The sequence below is a fragment of the Eubacterium sp. MSJ-13 genome (assembly GCF_018918235.1).
Classification (GTDB): Bacteria; Bacillota; Clostridia; order Lachnospirales; family Lachnospiraceae; genus Butyribacter.
In genome coordinates this window covers 1-8,361 of record NZ_JAHLQE010000075.1, presented here as the reverse complement: position 1 = coordinate 8,361, position 8,361 = coordinate 1, and the positions used below count along the sequence as shown (strand labels likewise).

The following is an 8,361-nucleotide window of genomic DNA, read 5'->3' as shown; positions in this document are numbered from 1 at the left end:
GCAGCTAATAGTGTTATGAGCAAGTAGCAAAGCGGATTGCGAATATCCGCTTGACATTGTTATTAATTTACAGCAGAACTGTTAAGCAGCATCTTAAGGTCTGAAATCTCCTCTCTTATCTTTTTACCGTTTTCTGTATCCTTAACTAGTATTCTGGGATTTGCCGTATAGACTATCTCAGACTCGGAGTCTATATCTTTATTATCTCTAAGTGCTTTATAGACACTTTCAAACGGATGGTGGGCTTTTATTCTCATTCCATGCGAGTTAAATATAAGTGTGTATCCCGCTATTCCTGTTGTTTCGTGGTAGGCTTTGCTGAATCCACCGTCTATCACAAGGAGTTTGCCATTTGCCCTTATTGGTGACTCGCCCTCGATAGTCTTTACAGGGGTATGACCGTTTATTATATGTGATTCAGGTGAGAAAAGGCCAAATTCGTGGAGTATCATATTGCAGGTCTTTTCGGTATGATAAAATCTGAAATACGGATTTGTTGGTTCATGCCATGTGCTTTCATCGGTTATCATACTTCTCTCAAATGTCTTTATGACACGACCGCAGAGTGGTGATTTGTGTCCCGCCCATAAAAACCACATAAAGTCGAGGGCATTTTCGTTATCATTGTCAAGATAGGCAAGTCTTGCCATTTTATCTGCATAATCAAGATATTTTTTTCCCTGATATACCACACCGTCAAGGGTGATTCCGTCAAAATTTCCATATTCATCAAGTGGGACACAGCCGTGGTATAAAAGGTTATTGTTAAATATCTTGTACATACTGCCTTTTTCGTACAAAAATCTTACATGTTTCTGCAGTCGGTTACTGCCCATAAATGCGGCCTGCAGTTCGTCCATAATGGCATTTTCCTGCTCGGTGAGAGCAAGAGGGTCATCCGGATTTATTGTAGGAAGGTCATTATCTGACAATTTATAAAGTAATTCAGTCTGATTGCTGATGCAGTCAGAGGTACTGTCTGAAATGGAAGCTGTGTCAGTGTTTTCGTTATTTATGGCAGATACAGCAGCTTTTATTGTAAAGTCATTAAGATTTATTTTTGAAAGAAGCAGTCTTTCATCCATCTCATATTCGGGATGGCGGCTTATTATCTGTTCTTCAAGTTTAAATAAGATAACAGATATAGCTTTTAGTGCTGCATCCATAGGTTCTTTGTCCTTATATGTTTTCTCGCCGAAAAGAGCGAGGTTTCTAAGGCTTATACCGTAACCGTTTTCGAGAATCCTTGTATTATTGTATTTCAGATTATTTCGTATAACATTTGCTATGGATGCTTTGTTTCCACATGCTGCACCCATCCAGAGAATGTCGTGGTTGCCCCATTCGATATCGAGGGAATGATGTTCCATGAGCAGGTCGAGTATCATGTCAGCACAGGGACCTCTGTCAAATATATCACCGACAATATGAAGGTGGTCTACGGCGAGTCTTTTTATAAGATTTGCAAGTGCGATGATAAATTCATCACCGTTGTCAATATTTAATATCGTATCGAGTATAACTTTGTGATAGCGGACCTGATTGTCATCTTCGTCTTTCTGTACATGCAGAAGTTCATCTATAATATAGGCAAATTCTTTTGGCATTGCTTTTCTTACTTTTGAGCGTGTATACTTTGAGGACAGGAGTTTTGCAATCTCGATAAGATTTCCAAGCATCATACGATACCATTCTTCAGGAAGTTCATGCTCTTTGTGGAGCATCTCAAGTTTTTCCTTTGGATAATAGATAAGTGTACATATTTCACGCCTTTCAACACTGCTAAGCGTATCATGAAATAAAAGATCAACCTTTTCGTGGATGACACCTGAGCAGTTATTTAAAATGTGGCAGAAAGCCTCATATTCGCCGTGAATATCACTCATAAAGTGCTCTGTTCCTTTTGGCAGGTTGCAGATGGCACTTAGGTTTATGATCTCGCTGCTTATAGCCTGTTTTGTGGGATATTTCTGAGCGAGCAGTTTAAGATATTTTGTATTATTTTCCATATCATACCTCCGATATTTTTTTTGCACTTATTATTTCTATAACAAATTATAACACAAATTTAAGAATCTGGATTTTATTAAAACTATTTTATAGTCTTTTACACAAATTTGCCAGATGCATGGTAAAGGATTTTACATTAGGGGGTTATCGTATCCGGATGGAGCTGTTTCATGTTTGTACTTGGAAACGGTTGCTGAAAGTGATAGTATTAGGAAAGAGAAATCGCCCCCGCATTTTATAAAGTATTCTCGCTCAGTAGTGAAAATTATGAACCATTCGTGCAGTGCTTAGGATAACAGCCATATCACTGTTGTTTTACGGATTAAACAGGCTCAGTATAACGATAATGAACGCAAAGGGATAGCATAGAGAAGCATCAATAATAATTTATAGAAAGAGTGAAAATATGAATATACAAAAGCTGACAGAACTAGATTTTGAGAATAACCGTATAGAAATATATGACAAAGACAATAATCTGCTAAAAGTAATAGAGCCGTATGCTGTGGAAAGCTGTATGAATCCCGGCACATTTAAAATTACGCCGATTAGAATAGAAAAGACGAAAGATAGTATTGTGTTTATATCGGAAAATATTAGAACTGAGATAAAAAAACAGGATATAGAAAGCGGAGATATAGAGGTGAAAGTATCTGAGTTTATACCACAAAGGCGAAAGGCAAAGAGTAATTGCACTAAATGTACTAATTGTGGCAGATGCAGTTGGTAAAAATGAGTTCTTGGCAGTGAACAGCCGCTGTTGACCGTCCAAATATCCAATGATATACTTTGGATAGATTTGATAAAAAAGGGGGGTTATGAATGAAAAGTCCCTATGAACTTGCTAAAAATATATTATTGGCAAGTGATGATAATATAAAAACAAAAGCGGCTGCCGACAAATTTACAAGCATTGACCTGTACGGTGCTTCTACCCGTGAAAATGACAGACATGACGAGGGTGACAGCAGTTTTTATCTTGAAAATGAAAGTGGCAGCGGAGATATAACATTATATCGTGTGTTTCCGGGCATCGAGCTTGTTTATAATGATATGCATATGGCATATTGCAACAAAGACCAGCGGCCGGCACCTCATATAATGGAAATAAATTACTGCAAGGAGGGGCGGAGTGAGTGTCTTTTCAAAAGGCATCAATATTGCTATATGTCGGCAGGTGACCTTTCATTCTGCTCTTTGGACAGCAATGCACATCAATCCGAATTTCCAACCTCTCATTATCATGGAATAACCGTAACAATTGATTTTTCAGCTATTACTGAGGAAATGAAAAATGTGCTTGAACTTTTAGCGGTAGATATTAATCGAATTAAAGCGTTATCACAGGCTGATGAGTTTACGATTATCCGTGCCAATGCGACAATAGAGCATATTTTTTCAGAGTTATATAAGGTTCCTACAGCTATTCGACGCGGATATATACGGGTAAAGGTTTTGGAACTGCTTTTAATTTTGACAGAATTAAAGCCTGATGAAGATATTTCTAAGCATACATATTTTCCGGCAGCGCAAATTAAAACGATTAAAGAGATACACACATTTCTTGTGGAAAATTTCTCCGAGCATTACACGATTGACGAGCTTTCAAAGCAGTTTCAGATTTCTCCCACAGTTATGAAAAAGTGTTTTAGAGGCGTATATGGGGATTCGATATATGCATATATGAAAAGGTATCGCTTGCAGGTAGCTGAACAGTTGCTAAGGGAGAGTAATTTAAAAATCGGCGAGATAGCGGCAAGAGTTGGTTATCTCAATCCAAACAAATTTACCTCTGCATTCTGTGCCGAATACGGTGTTCCTCCGACTGCTTACAGAAAGAAAGTCTGAATGGATAGAAAATAGTCCGCTCAGTCATTGCAATTGAAAATATACTCCTATAAAATGGGTGCTGTGGTTAGCTGGTGCTAACTACAGCATTTTTTATTACTATAACTATAAGGAGGATATTTTCTTATGAAAAAGGATTCAGAGATATCCAGAATGTTTGCATATGCGGGCAAACGACACTGGCTTACAATTTTAGGTATGATTCTTGCAGGTCTAAGCACAGTGTTATCAATGTTTCCGTTTATATGTATCTGGTTTGTCGTAAGAGATTTGTTAAATGCAATAGTGGCAGGGGATATAAATCTTGCTACTCACAGTGGCGCTTATGCGTGGTGGGCCGTTGGCTTTTCAGTTTTAAGCATTTTGCTGTATTTTATTGCTTTGTGCTGTTCTCATTTGGCTGCATTCAGAACGGCTTCAAATATGAGAAAAGCCGCAATACACCATATTGTAAAACTGCCGCTGGGATATTTCAGCCAAAATGCAAGCGGACGGCTTCGCAAGATAATTGATGATAATGCAGGTCTTACAGAGGAGTTTTTGGCTCATCAGCTCCCTGATCTTACAGGTGCCGTTGTAATGCCTGTTGCTGTGCTTGTGCTTATCTTCACATTTGACTGGCGGCTCGGAATTTGCTGCCTGATACCGCTTGCCGTCAGCTTTTTCTTTATGAAACAGATGATGGGCGGTGACAATGCAGGATTTATGGAGGGATATATGGCGGCTCTTGAAAGTATGAATAAAGAGGCTGTAGAGTATATCCGTGGTATTCCTGTAGTTAAGGTATTCCAGCAGACTGTTTTCTCTTTTAAAAACTTTCATAAAGCGATTGAAGAATACAAGAAATATGCCTCTGGCTATGCCTTGAAATGCCGTGTTCCTTTAACAGGGTTTAATGTTGCGTTAAACGGCACATTTGTACTTCTTATCCCCGTTGCCTGTATAATTCTTTCGGCGGTAACAGGTAAAGCGTCATATCAGGATGTTTTGCTTGATTTCCTTTTCTACTGCCTGTTCACTCCGGTCTGCACAACAATGATGAACCGTGTTATGTTTGCAGGAGAGCAGCTTATGGCTGCAAAAAGTGCAGTTAATCGTATTGAAAGCGTATTAAATGAACAGCCTTTGGCAGAGGCCGGGAGCCCAAGACAGCCAAAAGATGACTCTGTATCATTGGTAAATGTATCATTCAGCTATCCGGGCAGCGATAAAAAAGCACTCGATAATGTTACATTTGATATTCCTGTAGGTAAGACCGTTGCACTTGTGGGTGCGTCAGGCAGCGGTAAATCTACTGCTGCTCAGCTTATACCAAGATTTTATGATGTAAACGAGGGGCAGGTTTTAGTCGGAGATGTTGATGTACGCCAGATTAGCAAGCAGGAGCTGATGAATAAGATTGCCTTTGTATTCCAGAACACACAACTTTTCAAGGACACATTACTTGAAAATATTCGTGCCGCAAGACCGAATGCAACAAGAGAAGAAGTAATGCGTGCCGCCGAAGCTGCACAGTGCAAAGAGATTATCGAGCGTCTGCCAAATGGACTTGACACAGTTGTGGGAAATGGCGGAACTTATCTGTCCGGCGGTGAAAATCAAAGAATTGCACTTGCGAGAGCAATTCTTAAGGATGCACCGATTATTGTTTTGGATGAGGCAACAGCGTTTGCTGATGCTGAAAATGAACACCAGATTCAGATGGCTTTTGAAAAATTGACTCAGAAAAAGACAGTTTTGATGATTGCACATCGTCTTTCTACTGTTGAGTATGCCGATGAAATTCTTGTATTTGATGATGGCAGGATAATTGAGCGTGGTACTCATAAATCATTGCTTGAACAAAACGGACGGTATGCTTCTATGTGGAGAGATTATCAGACATCTGTTAAATGGAAAGTCGGCAAGGAGGTTAAATAGTTATGAAATATCTTCAAAAAAAATATGCACTGAGTAATCAGGGTGCAAAGGATTTATTTAAGGGAATTATTTATTCCGCATTGGCATATATCAGCTTAATGCTCCCTGTCGCTTTGCTCGCTTATGTTTTAGGTGTACTTCTTGCTCCACTGACAGGTCAGGGACAAAAAAACATAAACACCTTGCTTTATACAGTTATCGGCATTGTAGTGTTGGTATTAATCTTCATTTTGCATTATCTTCAATATACAGTGACATACATAGGAACATATGAAGAAAGTGAGCGTCGCCGTATAACACTTGCAGAAAAACTGCGTACATTACCGATACGGTTCTTTCAGGAGCGTGACCTTTCCGATTTGACAAGTACGATAATGAGTGACTGTGCAGGCTTTGAACATGCCTTTTCTCATACGGTTGCACAGTTTTGGGGTTCAATTCTTTCAACAGCTATTGTATGTATAGCACTTTTAATTTACGATTGGCGTATGGGGCTTGCACTTCTCTGGGTTGCTCCGATTTCATTTGCGATTGTTCTCCTTTCTCGTAAATTGCAGGTTAAGATGGGAAAGAAACACATCGATGCAAAACTTGAACTTGCAGAAGGGATTCAGGAATGTCTTGAAACAGTGCAGGACATCAAGGCTTGCAATTTAGAGGAGCAGTATCTCAAAAAATTAGACAAAAAGATTGATAATTCCGAAAAGGCACAAATATCTTCGGAAACAATGACTGCAAGTTTAGTTACCGCAGGACAGATGATTTTAAGATTAGGTCTGGCAACGGTTATCGTTGTAGGTAATGCCTTGATGCTTAGGGGTGAAACAAATTTATTTTCTTATATATTATTTTTAATTGCGGCATCCCGTATATATGACCCGCTTTCAGGTGCTATGACAAATATGGCGGAATTGTTTGGTGTAGACCTTCAGGTTGACCGTTTAAAATCAATTCAGGATTATCCTGAGGAAAACGGTAAAAAGGAATACAATACAAACGGCTATGACATAACTTTTGACCATGTCGGCTTTTCTTATGAATCCGGCAAGCCTGTTTTAAGGGATGTATCATTTACGGCTAAACAGGGACAGGTGACTGCTCTTGTCGGTCCTTCCGGCGGAGGTAAAAGTACCATTGCGAATTTAGCGGCAGGATTTTATGATGTTGACAGCGGTAAGATTACTTTGGGCGGTACAGATATTGCTCCGATTGACTCGGTAGCTTTGATGAAAGATTTTTCAATAGTATTCCAGAATGTTGTATTATTTAACAATACTATAATGGAAAATATCAGAGTCGGCCGCAAAAATGCTTCGGATGAAGATGTAATCAAAGCTGCAAAGGCTGCTAATTGCCACGATTTTATAGAAAAACTTCCAAACGGTTATCAGACAGTTATCGGTGAAAACGGCTCAACTCTTTCTGGCGGTGAATGTCAGCGTCTGTCAATTGCACGTGCACTTTTGAAAGATGCACCTGTAATTCTTCTTGATGAGGCAACGGCTTCACTTGATGTTGATAACGAAACCGAAATTCAGGAGGCAATCACTAATCTGGTTCATGGAAAGACCGTTCTTATCATTGCACACAGACTGAGAACAGTTGAGAGTGCTGACAAAATTGTTGTTCTTGACGGCGGCGTAGTTGCCGAGAGCGGCACTCACAATGAATTGATGCAAAAGAAAGGATTGTATCATAAACTTGTCGAATTGCAGACAGCAGCATCCGATTGGAAGTTACAGCGTGCAGGAGAATGACAGGTATTCAGCGTAAAGCCTGCATTTGTTTGTCAAAGAATGTGCAAGTATATGTTTTGTATTTGTTAAAATAAAATTTAAAGAGAAGTGCAAAGAACTCTCCGGATCTTTAGGTTCGTGAGAGTTCTTTGCATAAAGTAATTGTGTTACAAAGTAAATGTGTGATAAAATATTACTCAAAAAAAGATATTTTTGTGAATAACTGTAAGTTAACAAGTCACAACAAATACTTACTTGGAGGCACGACATGTTAAACAGATTACATTTTGAAATGATAAAATTATACAATGGTGATGCCAAAAGGATACAGCATTTCTGTAAAGTCCACAGCTATGCAAAACTTATTGCCGAGATGGAGAATGTCGATAAAGACACATTATTTATTATTGAAACAGCGGCACTTACGCATGATATAGGAATACATTTGTGTGAAGAAAAATATGGAGACTGCAATGGCAAACTTCAGGAAAAAGAAGGCTCTGCACTTGCACAAAAGTTGCTTGAGAGCCTTGATTTCCCGCAGGATGTGTCAGAGAGAGTACAGTACCTTATCGGTCATCATCATACATATAACGATATAAAAGATATTGATTACCAGATTCTTGTGGAAGCAGATTTTCTTGTAAATATGTATGAGGATGGTCTGTCAAAAGAAGCGGTAAAACACGCATATGACAGTATTTTTAAGACTGCTTCCGGCAGGAAGATATGTGCGGAAATGTTTGGAATTGACTGAACTGTTAAATAAAGGATTTTTTTATAAAAAGTGGCTGTCGCATTAAGTATAATCTATACAATATGTAGATGTTAATAACAGATTTATTAT

General features: G+C 38.8%; 6 protein-coding genes. 5 read left to right on the top strand and 1 reads right to left on the bottom strand.

Annotated features, from left to right (window positions below; translation table 11 throughout):
- Nucleotides 1–62 precede the first annotated feature (62 nt).
- Nucleotides 63–2,009, bottom strand: coding sequence for a fructose-1,6-bisphosphatase (locus KQI69_RS04620; protein WP_216564169.1), 1,947 nt, complete (start codon nucleotides 2,007–2,009; stop codon nucleotides 63–65).
- Nucleotides 2,010–2,416: 407 nt separating this feature from the next.
- Here KQI69_RS04620 and KQI69_RS04615 point away from each other — a divergent pair, with 407 nt between their 5' ends.
- The 5 genes from KQI69_RS04615 (at nucleotide 2,417) to KQI69_RS04595 (ending at nucleotide 8,271) form a co-directional block, all read left to right on the top strand.
- Nucleotides 2,417–2,740 carry a hypothetical protein gene (locus KQI69_RS04615; RefSeq protein WP_216564168.1) on the top strand — a complete coding sequence of 108 codons (324 nt, stop codon included), beginning with the start codon at nucleotides 2,417–2,419 and terminating at the stop codon, nucleotides 2,738–2,740.
- A 92-nt stretch (nucleotides 2,741–2,832) separates the two neighbouring features.
- Nucleotides 2,833–3,858, top strand: coding sequence for an AraC family transcriptional regulator (locus tag KQI69_RS04610; protein WP_216564167.1), 1,026 nt, complete (start codon nucleotides 2,833–2,835; stop codon nucleotides 3,856–3,858).
- 126 nt (nucleotides 3,859–3,984) lie between these two features.
- Nucleotides 3,985–5,778, top strand: a complete 1,794-nt coding sequence (locus KQI69_RS04605) for an ABC transporter ATP-binding protein (protein WP_216564166.1) — start codon at nucleotides 3,985–3,987, stop codon at nucleotides 5,776–5,778.
- Nucleotides 5,779–5,780: 2 nt separating this feature from the next.
- A complete protein-coding gene (locus KQI69_RS04600) occupies nucleotides 5,781–7,535 on the top strand; it encodes an ABC transporter ATP-binding protein (RefSeq protein WP_216564165.1) in 1,755 nt (584 codons plus the stop codon).
- Nucleotides 7,536–7,782: 247 nt separating this feature from the next.
- Complete coding sequence (locus KQI69_RS04595) at nucleotides 7,783–8,271, top strand: HD domain-containing protein (protein WP_216564164.1); 489 nt, start codon at nucleotides 7,783–7,785, stop codon at nucleotides 8,269–8,271.
- Nucleotides 8,272–8,361 lie beyond the last annotated feature (90 nt).

Excerpts from the sequence above, each read along its gene's own strand:
- KQI69_RS04615 (WP_216564168.1), top strand. The coding sequence starts at position 2,417 with ATGAATATACAAAAGCTGACAGAACTAGATTTTGAGAATAACCGTATA.
- KQI69_RS04610 (WP_216564167.1), top strand. The coding sequence starts at position 2,833 with ATGAAAAGTCCCTATGAACTTGCTAAAAATATATTATTGGCAAGTGAT.
- KQI69_RS04620 (WP_216564169.1), bottom strand. The coding sequence starts at position 2,009 with ATGGAAAATAATACAAAATATCTTAAACTGCTCGCTCAGAAATATCCC.
- KQI69_RS04600 (WP_216564165.1), top strand. The coding sequence starts at position 5,781 with ATGAAATATCTTCAAAAAAAATATGCACTGAGTAATCAGGGTGCAAAG.
- KQI69_RS04595 (WP_216564164.1), top strand. The coding sequence starts at position 7,783 with ATGTTAAACAGATTACATTTTGAAATGATAAAATTATACAATGGTGAT.
- KQI69_RS04605 (WP_216564166.1), top strand. The coding sequence starts at position 3,985 with ATGAAAAAGGATTCAGAGATATCCAGAATGTTTGCATATGCGGGCAAA.